At 73.5% G+C, this 22,145-nt stretch carries 13 protein-coding genes; 4 read left to right on the top strand and 9 right to left on the bottom strand.

Features of this window, described 5'->3' with window-relative positions; translation table 11 throughout:
* Positions 1-99: 99 nt before the first annotated feature.
* From WMF26_RS14415 to WMF26_RS14395, 5 genes are all read right to left on the bottom strand, one after another.
* Positions 100-1,230, bottom strand: coding sequence for a collagen-like protein (locus tag WMF26_RS14415; protein WP_438000806.1), 1,131 nt, complete (start codon positions 1,228-1,230; stop codon positions 100-102).
* Positions 1,227-1,445 (bottom strand): hypothetical protein, encoded by a 219-nt coding sequence (locus WMF26_RS14410; RefSeq protein WP_438000805.1) that lies wholly within the window; start codon positions 1,443-1,445, stop codon positions 1,227-1,229. Before WMF26_RS14410 ends, WMF26_RS14415 begins: the two co-directional genes overlap by 4 nt.
* A 659-nt stretch (positions 1,446-2,104) precedes the next feature.
* A complete protein-coding gene (locus tag WMF26_RS14405) occupies positions 2,105-2,716 on the bottom strand; it encodes an HMA2 domain-containing protein (RefSeq protein WP_438000804.1) in 612 nt (203 codons plus the stop codon).
* Positions 2,713-2,997 carry a hypothetical protein gene (locus WMF26_RS14400; RefSeq protein ID WP_437337611.1) on the bottom strand — a complete coding sequence of 95 codons (285 nt, stop codon included), beginning with the start codon at positions 2,995-2,997 and terminating at the stop codon, positions 2,713-2,715. Before WMF26_RS14400 ends, WMF26_RS14405 begins: the two co-directional genes overlap by 4 nt.
* Complete coding sequence (locus tag WMF26_RS14395; protein WP_438000803.1) at positions 2,994-6,227, bottom strand: cation-translocating P-type ATPase; 3,234 nt, start codon at positions 6,225-6,227, stop codon at positions 2,994-2,996. Before WMF26_RS14395 ends, WMF26_RS14400 begins: the two co-directional genes overlap by 4 nt.
* Before the next feature lie 265 nt (positions 6,228-6,492).
* Here WMF26_RS14395 and WMF26_RS14390 point away from each other — a divergent pair, with 265 nt between their 5' ends.
* A complete protein-coding gene (locus tag WMF26_RS14390) occupies positions 6,493-7,257 on the top strand; it encodes a glucose 1-dehydrogenase (protein ID WP_437946765.1) in 765 nt (254 codons plus the stop codon).
* A 33-nt stretch (positions 7,258-7,290) separates the two neighbouring features.
* Here WMF26_RS14390 and WMF26_RS14385 read toward each other — a convergent pair whose 3' ends face one another.
* From WMF26_RS14385 to treY, 4 genes are all read right to left on the bottom strand, one after another.
* Positions 7,291-10,386, bottom strand: a complete 3,096-nt coding sequence (locus WMF26_RS14385; RefSeq protein ID WP_438000802.1) for a hybrid sensor histidine kinase/response regulator — start codon at positions 10,384-10,386, stop codon at positions 7,291-7,293.
* A gap of 359 nt (positions 10,387-10,745) precedes the next feature.
* On the bottom strand, positions 10,746-11,543 hold the full coding sequence (tsaA, locus tag WMF26_RS14380; protein ID WP_061626095.1) for a tRNA (N6-threonylcarbamoyladenosine(37)-N6)-methyltransferase TrmO: 798 nt from the start codon (positions 11,541-11,543) through the stop codon (positions 10,746-10,748).
* Positions 11,540-13,369: a malto-oligosyltrehalose trehalohydrolase gene (treZ, locus tag WMF26_RS14375; protein WP_438000801.1), complete on the bottom strand. Its 1,830-nt coding sequence runs from the start codon at positions 13,367-13,369 to the stop codon at positions 11,540-11,542. The genes tsaA and treZ overlap by 4 nt, the downstream gene beginning before the upstream one ends.
* Position 13,370: 1 nt before the next feature.
* A complete protein-coding gene (treY, locus tag WMF26_RS14370) occupies positions 13,371-16,577 on the bottom strand; it encodes a malto-oligosyltrehalose synthase (RefSeq protein WP_438000800.1) in 3,207 nt (1,068 codons plus the stop codon).
* 431 nt (positions 16,578-17,008) lie between these two features.
* Here treY and WMF26_RS14365 point away from each other — a divergent pair, with 431 nt between their 5' ends.
* The 3 genes from WMF26_RS14365 (at position 17,009) to WMF26_RS14355 (ending at position 22,097) form a co-directional block, all read left to right on the top strand.
* The gene (locus WMF26_RS14365) at positions 17,009-18,553 is read left to right on the top strand and encodes a RecQ family ATP-dependent DNA helicase (protein WP_438000799.1); all 1,545 of its coding nucleotides are present in this window, start codon (positions 17,009-17,011) and stop codon (positions 18,551-18,553) included.
* A gap of 380 nt (positions 18,554-18,933) precedes the next feature.
* The gene (locus WMF26_RS14360; protein WP_438000798.1) at positions 18,934-19,995 is read left to right on the top strand and encodes a sigma 54-interacting transcriptional regulator; all 1,062 of its coding nucleotides are present in this window, start codon (positions 18,934-18,936) and stop codon (positions 19,993-19,995) included.
* Positions 19,996-20,123: 128 nt separating this feature from the next.
* Positions 20,124-22,097 carry a carbamoyltransferase C-terminal domain-containing protein gene (locus tag WMF26_RS14355; protein WP_438000797.1) on the top strand — a complete coding sequence of 658 codons (1,974 nt, stop codon included), beginning with the start codon at positions 20,124-20,126 and terminating at the stop codon, positions 22,095-22,097.
* The last annotated feature ends 48 nt before the right edge of the window (positions 22,098-22,145 follow it).

Raw genomic sequence — 22,145 nt, 5'->3', positions numbered from 1 at the left:
CCGAGCTCGCCTGAGCCATCGCTCCTTCCAGAGCTACGCGAGCCAGCTGCGTTGAGCGAGCTCATCGCTCGTACGGATTCGAGCGCGAGGCGCTCGCCCTCAGTCGTTCGTGACGATGAACCAGCCGTTCACCAGGCTGCCGGCGGTCGTCGAGCTCGCTCCAAGGATCGCGCTGCCCCCCTCATTGCGGAGGCACATGCCGACATTCCAGTTGCCCTCTGTCAACGAGGTCGTGCCAGAGACAGCGTAGGTGGCGCGCGTCGGCGTGAAATAGTGGCTCGCATAGGCGTTTCCGAAGAAGTTGACGAGATCGCCCCCGACACCCGCCTCGTCGACCGGCTGGTAACAGAGGCCGACCATAGCGAGGAGCGGAGCGCTGGACGGGCCTAGACCAAGGGCCGCAGAGGCCGATCCCGTCACGCGCTTTGTCCCGGTGATGCTCACCGACCCCGGAGGACCGACGAAGACGTACTCGGGGCTGTAGCCAGGAAACGTGGGGGCAATGTTGCCCGCAATCGCGATCGTCGCGAGCACCCCTGACGGACCGACCGGCCCCTGGAGACCCTCGGGCCCCGGTGGCCCAGGAGGACCCTGGGGCCCCTCAGGACCCCTCTCGCCAGGCAGACCCTGAGGCCCCTGAGGCCCCTCGGGCCCAGGAGCACCCGGAGGGCCCTCAGGACCCACCTCGCCAGGCAGCCCCTGAGGCCCCTCGGGCCCAGGAGGACCCTGCGGCCCCGCGACCCCAGTCGGGTTGCCGACCCAGTTGCCGTTCTCGTCGATGACGACCTTGTCGCCGATCTTCACCAGCTTCGGCGTGATCTCACCAACTGCGTTGTTCGCGACCATCGCGTACGGAACGCTCCCGATCGCCGTGCGAGGCTCCATCTCCGGATCGTTCGCGACCGTGATTCCAAGGTAACGGACCGAGCCGTTGAAGACCTTCGCGGCCTGCTCCTCCGTGAAGTCGAGCGCCGTGGAGAAATATCCGTCGTCGAACGAGATCGAGATCGTCTCGCTCCAGAGCGGCGCCTCGCCGTCCTCGGGCGCCTCGGCGGCGTACACCGCGAACGTCACCTGGAGCGCGTCGTTGACCGGCTCTCCGTTGGCCGTGAAGAGCCGACCCTGGTGGGTGATCTGCGTCGGCACAGCGGCAGACGCGCCGCGCACGAGGCCGACCGAGGCGGCGAGGAGGACACAAATCGCGAGGACACGCCGTCCCATCCCGTTCATGGCAAGCTCCCATTCGCCCCGACGAGCCCGCCCTGCATGCGGTAGCTCGGCGAGGTCGTCTTTCCCTGATTCTGCGTCGGCTGACCGAGCGTGAAGACCATGCGGTAGCTCGGGCTGCTCACGACCTCGCCCGCGCTGACCACATCGCTCGCAGCGACGCCCCGGTCGACAACCTCAGCCTTGCCCCCCTCACCGCCCCCGCCATTCGACGCCACCGAAGGGCCAGCCCCCGCACCGCCAGCACCCCCGGCCCCACCGCCGCCCGACCCAGGCCCGGTCACCGTCAGCTCTTCACTGCCGCAGCTGCAGCCAGGAAACACGGCAAGTGATGCAACAAACAGGCCAAGCCAGGTAGAAAATCGCGGTCGCGCCATCAACGTGTTCCCCTCTGCTTCTGGGGCTTACGATCTGGGACAACAAGGTACGCGCGGCGCAACCAAGGTTCAATCGAATCCCGAACCGTTGTGAAGCATCGCCGCTTTACGTCGCGGTCGACGGGAAGCGCAACGAGCACGACAGCGCGCCGGCACGCTCACGCCGCAAAAAGGTGTCCGCGCAGGTGCGTTACGAGAAACATCCGCTCTCCGGTGGAATGCTCTCGCTGCCTCTCTCCGCGCTTGCTCCTGCGCGCGGCGTGGAGCCGGTCCAGCCATGAGCGCCAGAGCCGCCTATCGGTGTTCATCGGCGCGTCCGCCGCCCTGTTGCTGAGCACGCCGATCGCCGTCGCGCTCGCCGAGGCGGTCAACGCGCGCATCGACCCGCGCTGGACTCGAGGGCTCGCCGTCGCCCTGCGCATTGTCATGGACGGCATCCACCTGCTCGGCGCGAGCCGCACGGCCGCGCGATGGCCCGCGCCACGCGGCGATCCCCCGCCCTACAGCGCGCGACCGGGCGGGCCCGCGCCGCCGTTCCCGTCGGCCGCGTCGGCCGGCGGCGCCCCGCCGGCGGCGGCGCGTAGCTCCTCCGCGACCGCCGCGGGGTTGAACGTCACGAACCAGCGGAGCGACCACCAGAGCAGGTTGAACCAGGCCGGCACCGGCAACCGGCGCGTCACGCCGACCTCGGCGATCCCGGCCGCCGCGAAGAAGACCGGCAAGAGCGTGCCGAGATCCGCGCGGTAATCCATCGCCTCGCGCACGTCCGCGTTGATCCCGGCGACGGCGTGCGCGACGGCGCGCGCGACGCGCGTCGGGCCAGGGTGGCCCTCGGGCCGCGGGGCGGCGATCAGGCGGCCGTCGTCGTCGCGCGCCTCGCCGACCAGCTCGGCGAGCCGGGCGCGCAGCCGCTCCGCGTCGAGGCCGCCCTCGAGGCGCTCGACGATCACCGAGCCCGTGACCGGTCGGACCGTCACGACCTCGCAGGCGGGATCGGCCGCGAGCTGCTCCGCGACCCGCTCGCACGCGCGACGATGGCCGGTCAGCGCCGGGGCGCGCAGGCGGACGCGCCGCTCCAGCACGTGGGCGACGAGCACCGGCGGCAGCCTCATGACGACGGCTCCCCGTGGAGCTCGGAGGCGCCGTTGCTCCGGCGCGCCGCGCGCGCGCCCCGCTCCGCGCCCCCGGCCGTGCGCCGCGCGCGCTCCGCGATCTCGGCCCAGAGATCCTCGGCGTGCTCCCGCTGGCGCTCGACCAGGGCGAGGCCCAGCCGGCCCAGGTGGAGCCCGAGCGCCGCGATCTCGACGACCACCGGCCGGAGGTGCTGCTTCTTGCCCATCAGGAGGACGGCGCTGCCGACCCCGAGGGCGAACGACGGTGGATGAAACCTCATGATGCCGTATCCCCCTTTCGCGAACCGGCGGCGCGCGCGCCGCGCGCGCCGTCGTCGATGCGCTCGACGTCGAGGAGGTCGACCGAGTCGACCGGGCGGACGATCGAGATCTCGCGGCCGGCGCCCGCGGCGCGCGCCGGAGACCCGCGGACCAGCGATGGCAGCGCGCCCGCGATCAGCGCGAGCGCGAGCTCGCCGGCGGCGAGGCGCGGCGCCCCGAGCAGGCGGCCGAGAGAGCGCGAGCCGAGCGCGAGCGCCTGGAGCGCGGAGGTCGCGGCGAGCGCGCGCGCGACGTGCGGGTTGTCCCGGCGCGCGAGCGGGCCCGGAGCGCCCTCCGGGGCGCCGGCGCGGCAGGCGAGGATGTGGAGCAGCTGCGCGGTCACGAGCGCGGTGAACGCCCTCGACCCCGCGGTCGCGCGGCCGCCGATCGCGTACGCCGCGAGCGAGGCCCCGGACATCGTGGCCGCGTCGAGCCCCAGCGCGCGGAGGTCGCGGCGGCCGAGCAGCGGCGCGGCCGGATCGCGCGGGGGGCGCCGCATGACGCCGGGCTCGGCCGGCTCCAGCGCGAGCGCGAGCGCGGGCGCGATGTCGGTGAGCAGGTTGATCCAGAGGAGCTGAAGCGGCGTGAGCGGCGAGGCGCCGACCAGGGCGCCGGCCAGCATCGCGAGCACCTCGCTCGCGTTCGTGGCGACGAAGTACGCGATCGCGCGGCGGACGTTGTCATGCAGCCGGCGGCCCTCGCGGACCGCCTCGGCGAGGCTCGGCAGGTCGTCCTCGGCGAGGACCACGTCGGCCACCGCCCGCGCGATGTCCGTGCCGCGCTTGCCCATGGCCACGCCGACGTCCGCGGCCTTGAGCGCGGGGCCGTCGTTCACGCCGTCGCCCGTCATGGCGACGATCGCGCCGCGCTGCTGGAGCGCCCGCACGATGTCGAGCTTGGCCTCGGGCGTGACCCGGCTGTGCACGGCGTCGGCGGGGATGCCGAGCTCGGCGCCGATCGCGCGCGCGGTCCGCTCCTGATCGCCCGTGAGCATCAGGGTGCGGATGCCCGCGCCGGAGAGGGTCGCGAGCGCCTCCCGCGCGCCCTCGCGCGCCGGGTCGCGGAGCCCGACGAGGCCGGCGAGCTCGAGCGGGGCGTCGTCGTCCGGCCGGCCGTCCCGCCGCCACGCGAGGGCGAGCACGCGCAGGCCGCGCGAGGCCATCGCGTCGTTCTGCCGGAGCACCTCGTCGCGGCCCGCGCCGGGCGGGGCGTCGCAGCGCGCGACCACCTGCTCGGGCGCGCCCTTCACGAGCTCGATGTGCCCGAGCTCCGGGTGATCGTGGACCGTCACCATGAACGAGCGCTCGGCCGAGCGGCGCTCCTCGCTCACGCGCCGCGCCGCGAGGCGCCGCGCCGACACGGGGTAGCCGGCTGCGAGCGCGAACTCGACGAGCGCGCGCTCCGTGCCGCTGCCCTGGACGACCTTGCCGACGTCGCTCAGCTCGACGTCGGCGTTGAGCGCGGCGATGCGCGCGAGCGCGTGCACGCGCGGGGCGCTCACGGCGACCTCGCGCCCGTCCTCGCCGACGAGCGCGATCTCGCGCGGCGGCCCGGCGCCGTCGCGATCGCCGCCGCCGCGCTCGCCGCGCGCGGCGCGGGCGACCCGCAGGACGCCCTCGCCGGGGAGGAAGATCTCCGCGACCCGCATGCGGTTCTCGGTGAGCGTGCCGGTCTTGTCGGCGCAGACGACGCTCACCGCGCCGAGCGTCTCGGCCGCGGCGAGGCGGCGGATGACGATGCCGCGGCCGCGCAGGCGGCGGCTCGCCAGCGCGAGCGCGGTGGTGCCCACGGCAGGGAACCCCTCGGGGATGGCGGCGACGCCGAGGGCGACGGCGCTCCGCGCGAGCTCGCGGAGCGGCCGCCGCCGCGCGAGGCCGACGGTCACCACCGCCGACGAGCTCGCGAGCGCGAAGGCCGCGAGGCGCCGGCCGATCCAGGCGAGCTCCCGCTCGATCGGCGGGGTGCGCTCGCCCTCGCGGGAGAGCGCGCGCTGGATGTCCCCGAGCGCGGTCCGGCCGCCCGTCGCGACGACCACCGCCGCGCCCTCGCCAGAGGCGACCGTGGTGCCCGCGTACACCATGCCGCGGCGCTCGGCGAGCGGCGCGCTGGCGTCGACCTTCGCGGCGCCCTTCTCGGCGGGCTCGCTCTCGCCGGTCAGCGTGCTCTCGTCGACGGCGAGGTCGCGCGCCGCGACGACGCGCGCGTCCGCGACGACCGGCTCGCCCGCGCGGAGCGCCAGCACGTCGCCCGGCACGATCTCCGAGGCGGCGAGCCGCTGCTCGCGCCCGTCGCGCACGGCGCGCGCCCACCCGACCCGGAGAGCGCCCCAGGCGTGCAGGAGCTCCTCGGCGCGCGACTCGGTGTACGTGCCGATCGCCGCGTTCGCGCCGACGACGAGGAGGACGGCGCCCGCGTCGACCGTATCGCCGAGCGCGAGCGACAGGCCCGCCGCGCCGAGGAGCAGCGCGGTGGGCACGGTGAAGAGCTGCTCGGCGAGGATCTCGAGCGACGAGCGGGTCGCGACGCCCGCCAGCTCGTTGGGGCCGACCTCGCGGAGGCGGCGCAGCGCCTCGGCGGCGCCGAGCCCCGCGGCCGGGTCGACCCCGAGCGCGCGGGCGACCTCGCGCGCGTCCTCCGCGTGGGCCCGGTCGACGGCGGCGGCGCCCTCGCCCCGCGCGGCCGGCGCGCGCTCGCCCCGCGCGGTCCACGCCGCCCCGCCGCCGCGCTCGCCCCGCGCGGCCCACGCCGCCCCGACGCCGCGCTCGCGCTCGGCCGCGCCCTCGCGGCGCAGGCGGCGGCGCGCGCCGCGGACGAGCGCGCCCACGCCCTCGGCCAGGGCCAGCGCGGCGCGCCGCGCGGACGGCGGCGGCGGGGCGCCGGGGACGGCGTAGGCGGCGAGCACGACGGCGGCCAGGTGAGCCGCGTCCTCCCGCACGCGCACGAGCACCCGCCCGGTCCTCGCGCTCGCCCGCGCGGACGCGACGCCGGGGACCGCGGCGAGGTCGCGCTCGATGCGCGCGGCGCGCGCACCGTCGCCGAACAGGCCGGCCACCTCCGCGCGCAGCCGCGCGATCCCGGCGCGCCCGTGCAGATCGCGCCCAGGCGAGCGGCGGAGCCGCCGCGCGCTGCCGCCGCCGCGGCTCTTCCCCGCGCCGGCGAGACCGATCCAGCCCGTCCCCGAACGCCCCATGATCCTCCGCGCTGGGCTCTGGGCCTCTTCAAAGGTCGAGCCAGCGCCGGTGTGCGGGCGGGCCACATCGCTCGGCCGGGCCGGCGCGGCGGCGCGCGGCTCGCGCGCGGGGCGCACCGGCGCTCCCCCGCGCGCGGCGCGATCCCGCGCTCGACCCGCGCCGGCGCGCACCCGAGCACGGCGCGGAGCCGGGCGAGGCGCCGCCGAGGTGGTCGGCTTGTTGCGGTCAGGGCGCGAGGTTAGCGTGCGAACTAAGGAGGGCCCCATGACTGCACGCTTGCTTGAGGACAAGATCATCGCCATCACGGGCGCGAGCTCGGGGATCGGACAGGCGTCCGCGTTCGTGTTCGCGGGTCACGGAGCGCGGCTCGTCCTCGCCGACATCGACGAGGATCACGGCGAGGCGACGGCGCGGAGGATCCAGGAGCGCGGCGGCGACGCCGTCTTCGTCCGGGCCGACGTGACGCGGGCGAGCGACGCCGAGGCGATCGTGGCGCGCGCGGTCGAGCGCCACGGCCGCCTCGACGGGGCCTTCAACAACGCGGGCATCGACGGGGCGATCGCGGCCACGGCCGACTGCACCGAGGAGAACTGGGATCGCACCCTCGCCGTGAACCTCAAGGGCCCGTTCCTCTGCATGAAATACGAGCTCGCCCAGATGCTGAAGCAGGGAGGCGGCGCCATCGTGAACAACGCGTCGGTCGCGGGCCTGGCCGGCGTCGGGTCGCTCCCGGCCTACGTGGCCTCCAAGCACGGCCTGGTCGGGCTGACCAAGACCACCGCGCTCGAGTACGCGAAGCGCGGCATCCGCGTGAACTCGGTGTGCCCGGGGCCCATCCGGACGCCCATGTACGACAGCGCGATCAAGAACAACCTGGTCGACGAGAAGGCCCTGCTCGCCCTGGAGCCGATGGATCGCCTGGGATCGCCCGACGAGGTGGCCGAGGCGGCCGCGTTCCTCCTCTCCGACCGCGCGACGTACATCAACGGGCACGCGATGGCCGTGGACGGCGGGTGGACCGCCTGGTGATCGATCGTCGAGGCGGCCCGCGCCCGCCTCCGCTCACCCCCGCGCCGCGATCGAGGCGAGGACGGTCTGCAGCGCGCTCGGCTCGATCGGCTTGACGAGGTGCATCGCGAAGCCGGCCTCCTGGGCCCGGCGCCGATCTTCCTCCCGGCCGTAGCCGGTCAGCGCGATCATGAGCGAGGGCGAGGTGCCCGGGCTCCCCTTCAGGGCGCGCGCCACGCCGTACCCATCCATCCCGCCGGGGAGGCCGATGTCGCACAGGACGACCTCCGGCAGGAACGCGCGGGCCGCGTCGACGCCCGCGGGCCCGGACAGGGCCACCTCGACCCGGTGGCCCTCCATGGCGAGCAGCGCTTGCAGGGTCTCCGCGGCGTCGACGTTGTCCTCGATGATCAGGATGCGCAGCGATCGCGCCGCGAGGTCCGAGCCCGGCGCGGCGCTCTCGGCCGACGGCGCGACCTCGCGCGAGAGCGGCAGGCGGAGGACCACCTCCGTCCCGCGGCCGATGCCCGCGCTCTCGGCCGAGACCGCGCCGCCGTGCAGCTCGACGAGCCCCTTGACCAGCGCGAGGCCCAGGCCGAGCCCGCCCCGGCTGCGGTCCAGGCTGCAGTCGGCCTGGCTGAACGGCTCGAACGCGCGCGCCAGCATCGCCGCCTCCATGCCGATGCCCGTGTCGCGGACGCGGATCGCGGCCGAGCTCTCCGGCGCCGCCGACAGGGCGACCGTCACCCGTCCGCCGGCCGGGGTGAACTTGCTCGCGTTGTGCAGCACGTTGCCGATGGCCTGCGACAGGCGGGTCCGGTCGCCGTGGACCCACAGCGGCTCGGCCGGGATCTCCAGCGCGAGCGCGAGGCCGCTCGCCTCCAGCGTGCTGCGGTAGTCCTCGGCGGTCTGCCGGAGCAGCAGCGCGAGGTCGCAGCGCTGCTTGCGCAGCTCGATCCGGCCGCGGGCCACGCGCGAGACGTCGAGGAGATCGTCCACCAGCCGGGCCATGTGCGAGACCTGCCGCTCGAGCACGCCGCACGCCCACGCCGTCGACGGCTGCTGGGGCCCGGACCGCCGCAGGAGCTCGGCGGCGTTGCGCAGGGGCCCGAGCGGGTTGCGCAGCTCGTGGGCGAGCATCGCCAGGAACTCGTTCTTGCGCTGGTCCGCTTCCCTCAGCGTGGCCTCGGCGCACTTCCGATCGTGGATGTCCGTGCAGGTGCCATACCACTTCACGATCTCGCCCGACGGCCCATGCACCGGCACCGCGCGGCCGAGGTACCAGCGGTGCTCGCGGGCAGCGAGGACCCAGAAGCGGTATTCGATGTCGAACGGCTCGCCGGACAGGACCGAGCGGCGCCAGCTGTCCGTGCACCTCCGGCGATCGTCCGGGTGCACGAAGGAGACCCAGATGTCGCCGGTCACCTCGCCCTCGCTCAGGCCGCAGATCTCGTACCACCTGCGGTTGTAGTAATCGACGCTGCCGTCCGGGCGCGCCGTCCAGGCGATCTGCGGCATGGCGTCGGCGAGCGTCCGGAACTTCGCCTCGCTCTTCCGGACCATGTCGTCGACCTGCTTCCTCTCGGTGATGTCGTGGGCGATGCTGATGACGAGCCGCCTGCCCGCCGCGTCCTTGCCCAGCGGCGCCCCGCGGAAGAGCCACGTGCGCTGCTCGCCGCGCGCCGTGGTGACCGCGGCCTCGAGCTCGCCCGTGGAGGCGCCGTCCAGCGCGTGCAGGGCCTTGATCCTGGCGCGGACGACGTCCTTCTGGGCCGGGTGCGCCCGGTCGAGCCACGCGTCGATGGTGGGGATCTCCTCGCTGGCGTAGCCGGTGATGTCGGTCCACGCGGGGTTGACGCCGACGACCCGGCCGTCGTCGGCGTGAATCATGATGGGGAACGGGATCGCCATCACGGCGCGACGGAATCGCTCCTCGCTCTCCTGGAGCAGGAGCTCGGCCTGCTTGCGCTCGGTGATGTCGATGACCGAGCCGACGTAGCCGAGGAACTCGCCGTCCGGGCCGAGCCGCGGCGAGCCCGACGCGATGCACCAGCGGTACTCGCCGTCGCGCCGGAGCAGGCGGTAATCCACCCGGAAGGGCTCGCGCCGCGCCTCGGCCCGCCGGAAGATCTCGAACGTGGCCGGGCGATCCTCGGGGTGGATCGCGTCGAGCCAGCCGAAGCCGAGGTAGGCCGAGTCGTCCTGGCCCGAGAACTCGGTCCACCACCGGTTGCCGTACGTGGCGCGGCCGTCGGAGCCCGTCATCCAGATCATCACGGGCGACTGATCGGCCATGTTGCGGAAGCGCTCCTCGCTCTCCCGGAGGGCCAGCTCCGAGAGCTTCCGGGGGGTGATGTCCCCGACCACGCCCACGAGCCGACGCGGGCGCGCGTCGCGATCCCGCTGCACCAGCGCGCGGCTGTGCACCCAGCGCACCTGCCCGTCGGGATGGAGGATGCGGAACTCGGCGGAGCAGTCCGCCTCGCCGCGCATCGCGCTGTCGAAGCGCGCCCAGACCTCGTCCCGGTCGTCGGGGTGCAGGAGCCGCTCGAAATCGTCGAGGGTGCCGCCGAACTGCGCCGCGTCGATGCCCGCGCACTCACACGCCTTTTCCGACCAGAAGAGGCCCCCGCTCGGCACATCCAGCTCCCAGACGCCGAGCTGGCCGCCCTCGAGGGCCAGCCGCAGTCGCTCCTCGCTCTCGCGCAGGCGCTCCTCGCCGGCCTGAGCCAGGAGGGTCGACCCGGGATGCAGCTCGGCCTCGCTCTGCCCGCGCGGCGCCCCCTCTCCTCGCGCCCGCTCGTCGATGTCGGCCGCCGTGCCGAGCCAGCGGCCCGCCCGGCCGCCCGCATCCTCGAGGACGGGCTCGGCTCGGCCGCGGAACCAGCGGTAGGCGCCGTCATGCCGCCGCACACGGAACTCCAGCTCGAGGGCCGCGCCCCGCTCGACGGCCGCCCGCCACGCCGCGGAGCAGCGCACCGCATCCTCCGGATGGATGACGGCGGCCAGGCCCAGGCGCGTCACCTGGTCCGCGGCCGGGCCGGTGTACTCGCGAAAGCGGCCGTTGACGTAATCGCACGAGCCGTCGCTGCCCGCGACCCAGACCAGCTGTGGGATGCTCTCGGCGAGCAGACGGAAGTGCAGATCCATCCCGCGCGGCTCGGCCCCCCGCGGCTCAGCCCTCCGCGGCTCAGCCCTGCGCCCCTGCTTCGTGGAGATCACACTCATTCGATTCGCGTCGCGCGATTCCACCGGGCATTGCCGGCGAAACGCCGTGGACGCTTTGTCTGCGCTCAGCTCGTTCCGCAAGGGCCGGAGACGCACCGCTGATGCGGAGTTCCCGGCATGCCATCCGGAGAGCCGGAGAGAGCGCAACGCAAAGGCGCAAAGCGCAAAAAGAACAAATATGATGTATTTTTGAGTCTTTGCGCCTTTGCGTCTTTGCGTTGAACTCTCTCTTCGCTCGCGAGGCAGATCCCTGGCGGGATCTCTGATCCTCACGCGCGGTGCTAGCCGCGTCCGAACCGCTCCACGAACTGCCGGTGCGCGGCGAGCTCGGGCGCGTCTCCGCTCCAGAGCTCCTTCTCGCGGTAGCCGGTCGCCACGGACAGCACCTCGATCCGCCTCCCCTCGGCCCTGAACCGCACCCGCCACGAGGTCACCGCGAGCCGCATCGCGTCCCCGTCGGCGCGGATCCTCCGGTAAGGGTGCGGCTGCGGGCCGAGCGCGAGCGCGCGGTCCACCCGCTCCCGCAGCGCGACCCCGTGCGTCGCGTCGAGCCAGGCGGCCTGCTCGGCCGCCCGCTCGCTCCAGACCACCTCGAACCCCGGCTCCGGATCCGCCGGCGCCTCGCCCGGCGCGAGCGGCGCGACCCAGCCGGTGCGCGCGTGCGGGTAGGCGTCGGCGTAGGGCACGTACGGCTTCAGATCGAGCACCGGGGTGCCGTCGATCATGTCCACGCCGCTCACGCGCAAGGTGAGGCCGTCCACCCCGAGGAGCTTGACCACGCTGAGGCCGATCGGGTTCGGGCGGTGCGGCGAGCGCGTCGACAGCACGCCGCGCCGCTTGCCGGCGCTCCGCGGCGGCAGGACCTTCGGGCGCCAGCCCTCGTTGAGGTGGAACCAGAAGACCACCCAGAGGTAGTCCCACCCCTCGATGTCGCAGAGCGCGTGCTCCAGGCCGCGGCCGGGCACGAGCTCGATCGTGCCCTCCGCCCCGGCCGCGGCGTGCGGCTGCCGCGGCGCGCTCACGCGGTCGGGGAACGGGGTGCGCACCACGCCGATGGGCGTGAACGTGACGGGCGTCACCGGAGCGGCACCTCGACGAGCAGGACCGCCGGGCCCTCGAACGCCGCCCGGCCGCGCTCGAGCGGCGCCCGCTGCGCCGCGCCGCCGAACCGCGGCTCCTCGCTGAACGCGAGCACCCGCGCCTCCGGGCGGCCGAGGTCCACGTCGAGCGCGCCGCGGAGCGCGACGAGCGCGACCACGGCGGTCTCGCCGCCGCGGCGCTCGATCCGGACCGCGTCCGGGGAGAGCGCCTCGGCCGAGAACGCGTCGCGCGCGCGGCTCCGCAGCGCGGGGTGCGACGCGCGCAGGCCGAGGAGCTCGCGGTACCAGGCGAGCACGCCGGCGTGCTCCGGCCGCTGCCGCTCGTTCCAGTCGAGCTTCGAGCGCTGGAACGTGCGCGGATCCTGCGGATCCGGCACCTCCGCGCCGCCGAACGACGTGAAGTACTGGAACTCGCGCCGGCGGCCCTCGGTGACGAGCCGGCCGAGCTCGGCGTTGTGATCGGTGAAGTACTGGAACGGCGTCCGCGCGTTCCACTCCTGGCCCATGAACAGGAGCGGCGTGTACGGCGTGAGCAGGAGCAGCGCCGACATCGTCCGGAAGGCCGCCGGGCTCACCTTGTCCCCGAGCCGGTCGCCGACCGCGCGGTTGCCGATCTGATCGTGGTTCTGGATGCAGTGCACGAACCGCGGCGGCGGCACCGGCGCGGCGGGCGTCCCGCGCGGCTTGCCCGAGTGCTTCGAGACCTGCCCCTCGTAGAGCCACCCCTTGCGGATCGTCGCGGCGATGTCCTCGGCCGTGCCCCGGTGGTCCTCGAAGTAGCCGTCGCGATCGCCGGCGAAGAGCACGCGGAGCTCGTGGTGGAAGTCGTCGGCCCACACGCCGTCGAGGCCGTAACCGCCCTGCTCGACGGGGGTCACGAGGCGCGTGTCGTTGGTGCTGTCCTCGGCGATCACGACGACGCGCCGCCCCGCGCCGGCCGCCCGCGCGCGCTCGGCGATCTCCCGGAGGATGTGGGGCTCGGTGTCGTCCAGGATCGCGTGCGTCGCGTCGAGGCGGAGGCCGTCGATGTGGAAGTCGCGGATCCACATCTCGGCGTTCGCGATGGCGAGCGCGCGCACCTGCTCGGCGCCCTCGCCGTCGTAGTTCACCGCGTCGCCCCAGGGCGTCTTGTGGCGATCGGTGAAGTAGCGCTTCGCGTAGGCGCGGAGGTAGTTCCCGTCGGGGCCGAAGTGGTTGTAGACGCAGTCGAGGATCACCCCGAGCCCCGCGGCGTGGGCCGCGTCGACGAGGCGGCGGAGGCCCTCCGGGCCGCCGTAGGCCGCTGCCGGGGCGAAGAGATCGACCCCGTCGTACCCCCACCCGCGCTCGCCCGGGAAGCTCGCGACAGGCATGAGCTCGATGGCGGTGATCCCGAGCGCCCGCAGGTCGGCGAGCCGCCCGATGAGCGCGTCGAACGTGCCCTCCGGCGTCGCCGTGCCGACGTGCACCTCGTAGAGGACGAGATCCTCGAGCGCGACGCCCTTCCACCCCGCGTCGGTCCACACGAACGAGGGGTCGTCGACCGCCGACGGGCCGTGCACGCCGAACGGCTGCGCGCGGGAGTAGGGGTCCGGGAACGGCCCCTCCCCGTCGATGCGCACCTTGTAGAGCGCGCCCGCCCCGAGGCCCGGCGCCGTCGCCTCGAAGTAGCCGCCGCCGGTGGGGGCCGCGGGCAGCGCGCCCGTGATCTCCTCGCCGTCCTTGCCGTAGGTGACGATCTCGATCCGATCGTGGTCGGGCGCCCAGACCCGGAAGCGGACCGCGCCGCCCTCGAGCCATGCGCCCATCGTGCGAATCGCCTTCATGTCACTGACCTCGCTGCGTCGCCCGCACGAGCAGGGCGACGGGAAAATCGGAAAGCACGCGGTCGAGCGGGAGCGCCGCGCCGTCCTTTGGCTCGGACGTCGCGACGGCATCGCGCGGCAAGGAAGCGGAAGGCGACGCCTCGATCTCGGCGCCGGTGAAGAGATCCGTGTAGAGGCCGGGCTCCACGTCGACGAAGGTCCCCGCCCACACCTTCCCCGTCGGCGGGGCAGAGGCGCCGCCGAGCAGCCGCGCGCTGAACCGGGGCGCGATCACGACGGCCGAGCGCCCGTCCTTCGGGTCGCGGCGCGCGAAGGCGACGACGTGCGTCTCGCGCTCGCCGATCACGGCGCGCGGGGCGTAGGCCCCGTCGGCCCCGAAGAGCGCCGGGTGCCGCCGGCGCAGCTCGAGCGCCACGTGCGTGACGAAGAGCTTGATGCGGCCGTCGCGCGCCTCGGCGCAGAGCTCGCGCGCGAGCGCGAGGTCGCCGCCGTTCCACCGCGCGCGGATCTCCGCGAGCGCCTCCTCGCGCGACGCGTAGTCGACCGCGCGCCGGTTGTCGGGGTCGACCAGGCTGAAGTCCCACACCTCGTTGCCCTGGTAGATGTCCGGCACGCCCGGCGACGTGAGCTTCAGGAGCGTCTGCGAGAGCGAGCCCCACATGCCGTGGTAGGCGACCACGCGCGCGAGCGGCAGGAGCGCGCCCAGGACGTCCGCGGACGCGATCGCCTTGCGCACGAACGCCTCGACGGCGGCGTCGTACTCGGGCTGCGCGTCGATCCAGGACGTGTTGACCTTCGCCTCCTTCGTGGCCTTGCGCATGTAGTCCACGAGGCGACCCGCGTAGGCCGAGAGCGCGTCGCCCTCGGGCGCCCGCGGGCCGCTGGAGGCGCCGAGGAGCGGCTCGATCGGCAGGCTCCCGAGGAGCGTCTGGTAGAAGAGGTACTCCTCGTTGCTGTCCGGCGCGAGGCGGCCCTCGATCTCGGCCTTGAGCGGCGCGGCCGCGGCGGCGGCGCGCTGGAGCGCCTCCTCCCAGGCGGACGGGATCTCCGAGAGCGCGCTGATGCGCGCGCGGACGTCCTCGCTACGCTTCGTGTCGTGCGTCGACGTCGCGAGCATCGAGTACGGCCACGTCTTCTGCCGCTGCACGTTGGCGCGGTGGAACGCGAGCACGCTCGCGCCGTAGCGCTCGGGCTCGCCGCCGACCTCGTTGAGCGACACGAGCCGGTTGTAGATGTAGAACGACGTGTCCTCCAGCCCCTTGGCCATCACCGGCCCGGTGAGCTGCTGGAACTTCATCACGAACTCGCAGAAGTGGCGCCGGTCCTCCTCGCGGAAGAGATCCGGATCGAGCATCAGGACCGAGCGCACGAACGTGAAGATCGTGGCCTCCATCGTCGGGTTGCGCCGGCGCGCGAGGGCGATCGCGCGGCCGATCGCGACCCGGTCGTGGTCCGAGATCGTCGGCGTCCGCTCGTTGACGTACGTGCGGTAGACCGGGAAGCACGCGATCACCTCGCGCAGGGCGTCGTTGAGCGAGCCCAGGGTGAAGTCGCGGAAGCGGCGGTCGCGCTCGGTGAGCCGGTTCAGCGCGTGCGTGAGCACGTTGAGCTCGCTCGCCAGCGCCGTCCGCAGGATCACCTTCTTCTTCTCGTAGACGAGCGTGTCGAACTCCAGCTGATCGCCGATGAACCGCTCGTAGATCGCGGTCATCGACGCCTCGCTCGAGGAGTCGACGAAGAGCTCGCCCACCGCCGCGGTGAAGTCGTAGCCGCTCGTCCCGTGGATGGGCCACGCCTCGGGCAGCGTCTCGCCGCGGGCGAGGATCTTCTCGACGACGACGTACATCGGCCGCTCGATCGACGAGCCTTGCGCGCCGTGCGCCCCCCCGGCGCCCACGCGCTCCTCGATGGCCGCGCGGATCGCCGGCTCCAGCCTGGCGAAGCGGGCGGCGGCGGGCGGCCTCCGGCGCGCGTCGTCGAGGCTCCGCGGCTCGGGCTCGCCCGCTGCCTCGGCGAGGAAGCGGCGGCGGCAGCGCTCGACTAGGTAGCCCCGCTGCAGGTCCTCGAAGTAGCCGATCGGATCCCACAGGCCGTCGGGGTGATCGATGCGCAGGCCGGTGACCTGGCCGCGCTCGCAGAGCTCGAAGACGAGCCGGTGCGCCTCGGTGAAGACCGGCCGGTGCTCCATCTTGATCGCCGCGAGCTCGTTGATGTCGAAGAACCGGCGGTAGTTGATCTCCTCGGCGGCGGTGCGCCAGAAGCTCAGCCGGTAGGCCTGCTCCTCGAGCATCGCCTCGAGCGCGTCGAAGCTCCGCGGATCGCCCGCCTTGCCGTTGATGCGCTCGACGCCCTCCGCCACCGCCGCCGCGACGTCGGGCGAGTCCGCGACGAGCGTCGCGAGCCGCCGCTTGAGGACCTCCTTCTCGCGCCGCCGCTCGATCACCTTGGCCCGCTGCGTCTCCGTCCGCGGCGGCAGGTTGCGGAGCCCGGTCAGGATGCTCTGGAGCTCGAGGAGCGCGTCGTGCTCCTCGCCGAGCGCGGCGGTCAGGCCGGGCACGAGCGGCCCGATGACCATCCCGAACGTCCGCGGGTTCACCGGGAAGACGTGATCGAAGTACCGGAGGACGAACGCGCCGCTCTCGAACTCGATCTTGAGCTCGCCGCGCTCGAGCACGCGCCCGTAGTGGTCGCCGAGCACGGGGAGCAGCACCTTGTGCTTGAGCTCCGTCTTGAGCGGCGCCCAGTCGATGTCGAAGAACGGCGCGTAGAGCGAGCTCGGGCCGTTCTCGAGGACGTCGTTCCACCAGGCGTTGTCGGAGGTGCCGACGCCCATGTGGTTGGGCACGAAGTCGAGCAGGAGGCCCATGCCGTGCGCCGCGAGCTCGCCCGTGAGCCGGTCGAGGTCGTCGCGGCCGCCGATCGCGGGGTTCAGCGCGTTGTGATCGACCAGGTCGTAGCCGTGCAGGCTCTCCGGGCGCGCCTTGAAGAAGGGCGACGAGTAGAGATCGCTGACGCCGAGCGCGTCGAGGTAGGCGACCACGCGCCGCGCCTGCTCGAAGGTGAAGTCCTTGTTGAGCTGGACGCGGTACGTGGCGCGCGGCAGCCGCGGCGCCACGCCGTCGCACGCCGCCTCGACAAGCCGCGCCGCCTCTCGCGCCGCGCTGTCTGCCTGGCTGCTCATCTTCTGATCGTCCGACGCTTCCGTCATTCGTCGTGTGCCTCCGGCGCAGAATCTACTTCGAACAAGGCTTCGTGCAGGGTGCGATCTGTCAGGGTCGCGGCGCGATCCCGCGGCTCCGGATCGCCGATGAAGGAAGAACCTGAGGCAACTAGGGAATGGCAGCAGAGCGCGCCCGTGGTCGCCCGGACCTGCGCTGAGCCCAAGCGCCATTCGCCGGCGCGCCGTCGCGGCGCCCGTGCGGCGCGGCCGTCCTCGAGCTCGATTCGCGTCCGCTCCTCTTCGTCATGACAGGCCTTCATTCCGGTGTGCCGGCGCGGAGCGCTCCAGCCGATGTGTGGCTTTTCGTCTCAGTGACGTTTTGCCCCAAGGGCCGCCCTCACTGGCCATCGCCGCGCCGAGCGGCAATCGAAGGCGCGCGAGCATGGCGCGCCCTTCGCGAGCGCGCCATGCTCGCGCGAATGGAACAACGGCGTGGCGCGCCGAGCTGGCAAGAGATCCGGCACATGGCGCGCGAGCGGTTCGGCGTGAAGACCTTCCGGCCGGGCCAGCGTGAGCTCATCGAGGCGGTGCTCGCCGGGCGAGACGCCCTGGGGCTCCTGCCGACGGGGGCGGGCAAATCGCTCTGCTATCAGCTGCCAGCGCTCCTCCTGCCGCGCCCGGCCGTGGTCGTCTCGCCGCTCATCTCGCTGATGCAGGATCAGCAGGAGAAGCTGGCGCAGGCGGACATCCCTACTGCAAAGCTCAACTCCACGCTGACCACGGCCGAGGAGCGGGAGGCGGCCCAGGGGATCCAGAGCGGCGAGCTCCCGCTCGTCTACGTGACGCCGGAGCGGCTCGAGAACCCGGAGTACATCGACCTGCTCCGGCGCTCGGGCGTGTCGCTCTTCGTGGTCGACGAGGCGCACTGCGTCTCGCAGTGGGGCCACGACTTCCGGCCTGCGTACCTCGGGCTCCGCGACGCGATCGCCGCGCTCGGGCGGCCGCCGGTGCTGGCCCTCACGGCGACGGCGACGCCCGAGGTGGCGAGCGACATCGTGGAGCAGCTCGGCATGCGGGCCGCGGCGGTCGTGAACACCGGCATCGACCGCCCGCAGCTGTCGCTCGAGGTGATCCGCACGCCGAACGAGGAGAAGAAGCGCGAGCGGCTCCTGCGCGTCCTCGAGGAGGAGCGCGGCGTCGGGATCGCGTACACGGCGACGGTCCGGACCGCGAACGATCTCCACCGGTGGCTCGCGGATCAGGGGATCTCGGTGGGCCGCTACCACGGGCAGATGCGCCCGAGGGAGCGGGAGGAGGCCCAGCAGCGGTTCATGGGCGACGAGTACCGCCTCATCGTCGCCACGAAGGCGTTCGGCCTCGGCATCGACAAGCCCGATATCCGCTACGTCGTCCACTACCACTTCCCCGACTCGCTGGAGAGCTATTACCAGGAGGCCGGGCGCGCCGGGCGCGACGGCCGCCCGGCCCGCGGCGTCCTGCTGTACCGCGTGGAGGACCGGCGCATTCAGGCGTTCTTCCTCGGGGGCAAGTACCCGCGCCCCGACGAGAGCTACCGAATCTACGAGACCCTGGGCCGCCTCGAGGCGCAGCGGGCCGAGGGCAAGCGGCGGGCGGGGGTGCCGGTGAAGGCGCTGGCGGAGGTCGCGGACCTGCCCGAGCGCAAGGTGAAGGTCGTGGTGGCGCTGCTCGAGGCCGCCGGCATCGTCGACCGGAGCCGCGGCGTGCGCCGGCTGCGCGACTTCGCCGACGAGGCGGAGCTCGACGCGTTCCTCAAGGCCTATGAAGAGCGCCGCGCGGGCGACCGCGAGCGGCTCGAGGCGGTGATGCGCTACGCCGAGAGCCCGTCGTGCCGGATGGCGGCCCTGAAGGCCTATTTCGAGGAGCCCGGCGAGGCCGCGGCCGGAGAGGGCGCGCCCGACTGCGGCCGCTGCGACAACTGCCGGCACACGGACGACTCGAACCGCGCCGTGGTCGACCGCCTGACGGCCGCCGCCGCGCCCTGAGCCCTCCGCCGCCGCGGCGCCGCGGGGGGTCCTCGCGGCGCCGCGCGCGGGGCCTCCTCCCCGCTCGGGTCTCCTCTCTCGGGCCTCCTCCCCTCCGGGCCTCCTCCCTTCCGGGCCTCCTCCCCGCTCGGGCCTCCTCCCCGCTCGGGCCTCCTCCCCTCTCCCCTCCTCCAGATGCGATGACGCGCCGCTCGGCGCCCCGGCGCCGGCGCCCGCGACTTCCGTGTCGAGAAGTTTCCTGGTTCGGTGCCCGGCCGCGCTCCCTCGCCCGGTGAGAGGCCGAGGGCGCTAGGCGAGCTGCGATATGTTTGCAATGGCCCCGCCCGTGCGGGCGGCGCCAGACAAGCAGCGTTCGTCCTACAGGATCAGGAGATGCATTGATGACCAGCTCTTGGAGATTCGTCGCGCACTCAGACGCGCGGAGCAGGGCCCTTCAGTACGCGAAGCAGGCCGCGTCCGCAGACTGCTCGGTCCTCATCGTCGGGCCGACCGGAGCGGGGAAGGACATCCTCGCGCGCGACATCCACCAGCACAGCAGGCGCTCGAAGCACCGGCTCATCACGGTCAACTGCGCAGCGCTGACGCAGACGCTCTTCGAGAGCGAGCTGTTCGGCCACGTGCGCGGCGCCTACACGGGGGCGACGGCCTCGAAGCGCGGCGTCGTGGAGCTCGCCTCCGGGGGCAGCCTGTTCCTCGACGAGATCGGCGAGCTGCCGACGGAGGCGCAGGCGAAGCTCCTCCGCTTCCTCGCGGACGGCTCGTTCTGGCCGGTGGGCGGCTGCGAGGAGAAGAGCGTGGACGTCCGCATCTTCGCCGCCACGAACCGCGATCTCGCCGCCGGGCTCGACACGACGTTCCGGTCCGACCTGTTCTTCCGGCTCAGCGTGTTCACGATCGTCGTGCCGCCGCCGAGCAGGGACGATCTGCGCGGCCTCACGCGGGTGCTCGCCGGGGAGATGAGCGAACGCTACCGCGCGGCCGCCTCGGCGCGCGAGGTGAGCGCCCTCGGCGAGCTCGCGAGCAGCGGTGTTTACAGGGGCAATGTCCGCGAGCTCCGCAACGCCGTCGAGCGGTATTTCCTCGTGCGAGACCCGGAGCGGACCGTCGAGGAGAACTGGCGGGCCGCGTGCGCGCTCGACCTCCTGGCCCAGCAGGGCGAGCTCGCGGACGACGCCGCTACGGCCCCGCAGATTCAACCGCAGGAGATCGAGAAGCTCGACGATCTCCTGTTCTTGAAGTGCGCGAGGGAGACGAGGAGCGCGCGCGAGCTGTCGCGGAGGATGAACCGCTCTTTACCTTACGTTTACAGCCGCCTGGCAAAGCTCGGCATCAAGCCGAAGGACCTCCAGAGCGCCGACAGCCTCGAGCGCACCTCGGAGAAGATCCGCGCCTCGCTCGCCCCCTATCGCTCCACGTTTCTCCGGCTTCTTAAAGAGTTCTAACAAAACGATCGCGCCCGCCCGAGGCCATCCGCCGGAATGTCCGCACGGCTCGCTGGTACAGCGTTTGCCGTAGGGACGAAATCGACGAACAGGACGGCGAACGTCCCAACCGAAGGATGGAGGAGCGCATGCTGACTCTGGGCCTCGCCGGAGGCTTGGATCCCGTCTACGACTGCCGTTACGACGCGCCGCAATACTTCACGTACGACGCGGCGGCCGTGCTGGTCGAGGACGGGCAGGTGGTGGCCGCGATCGAGGAAGAGCGGCTGAACCGCGTCCGCCGGACGAACAAGTTCCCGTTCGACGCGCTGCGGGCCTGCCTGCGGCAGCGGGGCGTCTCCCTCCAGGACGTGGACCGGATCGCGTATTACTCGAGCGAGGAGACGGCCAATTTCCTCGTCGGGCGCCTGCGCGCGGCGTTCCCCGAGCTCGCCGGCGTCCCCGACGCGCGCGGCCTGCTCCAGGCGGCCATCCAGCGAGAGATGAAGTGCGCGATCGATCCGGAGCGGATCGTCTTCGTGCCGCACCGGCTGACGCACGCGGTGAGCGCGGCGGCGATGTCGGGCTTCGAGCGGTCGCTCGTCTACGTCATCGACAACGAGGGCGGGGTCTTCACCGGGACATCGACGCGCGGCGCCCGGTCGTGCCTCACGGAGCTCGCGGCCTTCTCGCCGCAGAAGTCGCTCGGCGAGCTGTGCCACCGCACGATCCGAGCGCTCGGGTACAGCCCGTTCGAGGAGGCCGAGGCGATGGAGCTCGCCCCGCACGGCGACCCGGCCGTGCACCGCGCCGCGATGCGCGACGTGTACAGGCTCCTGCCGGACGGCGATTACGACCTCGCGTTCCAGCGCCTCGCCGCCGTGGTCTCGAAGGCGCCGGGCAGGCTGCGCGGCGAGCCGGTCGAGCAGGCGCACAAGGACGTGATCGCCGCGCTCGAAGAGGCGCTCTCCGAGATCGTGCTCCACGTGCTGCGGCACCACCGGACCGCGAGCGGCGTCCGGCGGCTGTGCCTGGCCGGTGGGGGCGCGCAGATCTGCGCCGTCAACTCCCGCGTCCTCGCGAGCGGCCTGTTCGACGAGGTGTTCGTCCAGCCCGCCGCGCACGACGCCGGCTGCGCCCTCGGGGCCGCGCTCTACGCGGCCGACGCGCCGCCGCGCCGCGCCGCGCTCGATCACGTGGCCTGGGGGACGGACCTCGGCACCGCCGACGCGCTGCTCCCCGCGCTGCGCCGCTGGGGCGCCTTCGTGACGGCGGAGCGCAGCGCCGCACCGGCCCGCGAGGCCGCCGCGCTCATCGACGGCGGCGCCGCCGTCGGGTGGGCGAACGGCCGCTCGGAGATGGGGCTCGTGGCGCTCGGGCGCCGGGTGATCGTCGCGGATCCGCGGGACGAGCGGCGGCGGGCGGCGCTGAACGCGATGAAGCGGCGCGCGCCGCACCGGCCGATCTCGGTCGCGATGCTCGCCGAGGACGCGGCCGAGTGCCTGATGCTGCCGTGCCCGGCGGAGCAGCTCTGTTGGAAGAGCTTCGCCCTCCGCGTCCGGCACGAGCGCAAGGCGGCGCTCGCCGCGGCGCTGCACGAAGGCGGCACGGTCCGCGCGCGGGTGGTCCTCGAGGAGGCGGATCCCCGGCTGTTCGCGCTGCTCGGCGCGTTCAAGGAGCGCTCCGGGGTCGGCGCGCTGCTCGTGACGTCGCTCGACGACGGCGCGGAGCCGCCGGCCGAGACGGTCGACGACGTCGTCGCGCTGCTCCTCACGAGCGGCCTCGAGGCCGCCTTCGTGGACGACGTGCTCGTCCGCAAGAAGAGCGCGTCGGTCGAGGACAGGCTCGGCATGGCCGTGTCGCTCCCGCGCTCGACCCAGGTGGTCCGCACGCGCGGGTGGCACGACGGCGCGCGCCCGGGCGACGCGTGGGAGCTGCGGACGAGCTACGACCGCGGGCTCCGCCGCAAGATCTCGCGATCCGCGTACGACGTGCTGGCGAAGGCCGACGGGACCCGGCCCGTCGCGGCGCTGCCGGGCGGCGCGGGGGCCGAGGTCGCGGGCGAGCTCTGGGCCCTCTGGACGGAGCGACTCATCCGGCTCGCGCCGGCCGAGCGCGGGTGAGGCGCGCGTGTGAGGCGCGCGCCGGACGGGCCGGGATCGCGGGGTTGA

Origin of the sequence: Sorangium sp. So ce185 (assembly GCF_051526825.1) — a bacterium.
GTDB classification, from domain to species: domain Bacteria; phylum Myxococcota_A; class Polyangia; order Polyangiales; family Polyangiaceae; genus Sorangium; species Sorangium cellulosum_D.
This window is presented reverse-complemented; position numbering and strand designations above follow the sequence as displayed.

Bases quoted from the DNA above. Each gene is read 5' to 3' on its own strand.
- treY (WP_438000800.1), bottom strand. From the start codon at position 16,577: ATGACGGAAGCGTCGGACGATCAGAAGATGAGCAGCCAGGCAGACAGC.
- WMF26_RS14395 (WP_438000803.1), bottom strand. From the start codon at position 6,227: ATGGGGCGTTCGGGGACGGGCTGGATCGGTCTCGCCGGCGCGGGGAAG.
- WMF26_RS14400 (WP_437337611.1), bottom strand. From the start codon at position 2,997: ATGAGGTTTCATCCACCGTCGTTCGCCCTCGGGGTCGGCAGCGCCGTC.
- WMF26_RS14365 (WP_438000799.1), top strand. From the start codon at position 17,009: ATGGAACAACGGCGTGGCGCGCCGAGCTGGCAAGAGATCCGGCACATG.
- WMF26_RS14415 (WP_438000806.1), bottom strand. From the start codon at position 1,230: ATGAACGGGATGGGACGGCGTGTCCTCGCGATTTGTGTCCTCCTCGCC.
- WMF26_RS14355 (WP_438000797.1), top strand. From the start codon at position 20,124: ATGCTGACTCTGGGCCTCGCCGGAGGCTTGGATCCCGTCTACGACTGC.
- WMF26_RS14390 (WP_437946765.1), top strand. From the start codon at position 6,493: ATGACTGCACGCTTGCTTGAGGACAAGATCATCGCCATCACGGGCGCG.
- WMF26_RS14360 (WP_438000798.1), top strand. From the start codon at position 18,934: ATGACCAGCTCTTGGAGATTCGTCGCGCACTCAGACGCGCGGAGCAGG.
- WMF26_RS14385 (WP_438000802.1), bottom strand. From the start codon at position 10,386: ATGGATCTGCACTTCCGTCTGCTCGCCGAGAGCATCCCACAGCTGGTC.
- WMF26_RS14405 (WP_438000804.1), bottom strand. From the start codon at position 2,716: ATGAGGCTGCCGCCGGTGCTCGTCGCCCACGTGCTGGAGCGGCGCGTC.
- treZ (WP_438000801.1), bottom strand. From the start codon at position 13,369: ATGAAGGCGATTCGCACGATGGGCGCATGGCTCGAGGGCGGCGCGGTC.